The sequence below is a fragment of the Prevotella sp. MGM2 genome, assembly GCF_002933955.1.
Classification (GTDB): domain Bacteria; phylum Bacteroidota; class Bacteroidia; order Bacteroidales; family Bacteroidaceae; genus Alloprevotella.
On record NZ_BEWW01000148.1, the window covers coordinates 1 to 1052 of the forward strand.

Genomic DNA, 1052 nt, shown 5'->3' on the forward strand with positions numbered 1-1052 from the left:
TGCCTGAAGGCTGCGGTGGCGGACACGTCAGGGTTGGCGCCGTGCATTCCGAAATATAAAATACACGACTTGCTGCCGGCGGCACGGCGCGACAAGAACGCTTTAGGCTACATTCCTTGCGACCGCCACAACGAGAGTGTGGCCCGGGCTTTGGAATATGCCTATGACGACTGGTGCACGGCCCGTCTGGCCGAAAGGGCCGGCGACCGCCGCACAAGGAGAAAATATGACCGGATGGCCAAGGCTTACCGCCATTATTTCGATACCCGGACGGGCTTTATGCGCGGACGCGACAGCCGGAACCGTTGGCGGACTCCTTTTGATCCTTTCCGCTCTGAACACCGCTCCGATGATTACTGTGAGGGAACAGCGTGGCAGTGGAGTTGGTTTGTGCCTCACGATGTAGCCGGCCTGATGCGCCTCATGGGCGGACGCCGTACCTTTGCCGCGCGGCTTGACAGCCTCTTCACTGCGCCCTCCGAGTTGAGGGGCAACGTTGTTTCGGCCGACATCACAGGGCTTATCGGGCAGTATGCACACGGCAACGAACCAGGCCATCACATTCCTTACCTTTACAACTACGCCGGCCGGCACGACCGTACGCAGATGATTGTGAACACGATCCTGCAAACGCTTTATGCGAACGCTCCCAACGGTTTGGCCGGTAACGAGGATTGCGGGCAGATGTCGGCATGGTATGTCCTTTCTGCTCTGGGGCTTTACCAAGTGTGTCCCGGCAAGGCGGAATGGACTGTCGGAAGGCCGCTGTTTTCCGAAGCGACTGTGCTTTTGCCGCTGGGGAAACGGCTCGTAGTCCGTGCCATACCATGCCCCGAAACCTCCCGTCATGCGCCGCGCATCCGCTTTAACGGCAAACGCTTGCGCCGCCCTTTCATTGCTCACCGGAAGCTGATGGAAGGCGGTGTGCTCGAAGTGGAAGTGCTGTGAGAGGATGCCGGCCGGAATATCATTACGGCATATAGGGGAGGCTTTTAAAAAACATTGTTTAAGCAAACTGAAAGTCAAACATTTGAAGTGTTTCAACTTTCCGG

At 57.4% G+C, this 1052-nt stretch carries 1 protein-coding gene; it reads left to right on the forward strand.

The features are described from left to right. On the forward strand, positions 1-948 hold a 948-nt coding region (locus tag C5S62_RS03405; protein ID WP_133159480.1), incomplete at its 5' end, for a glycoside hydrolase family 92 protein. Between the last annotated feature and the right edge of the window lie 104 nt (positions 949-1052).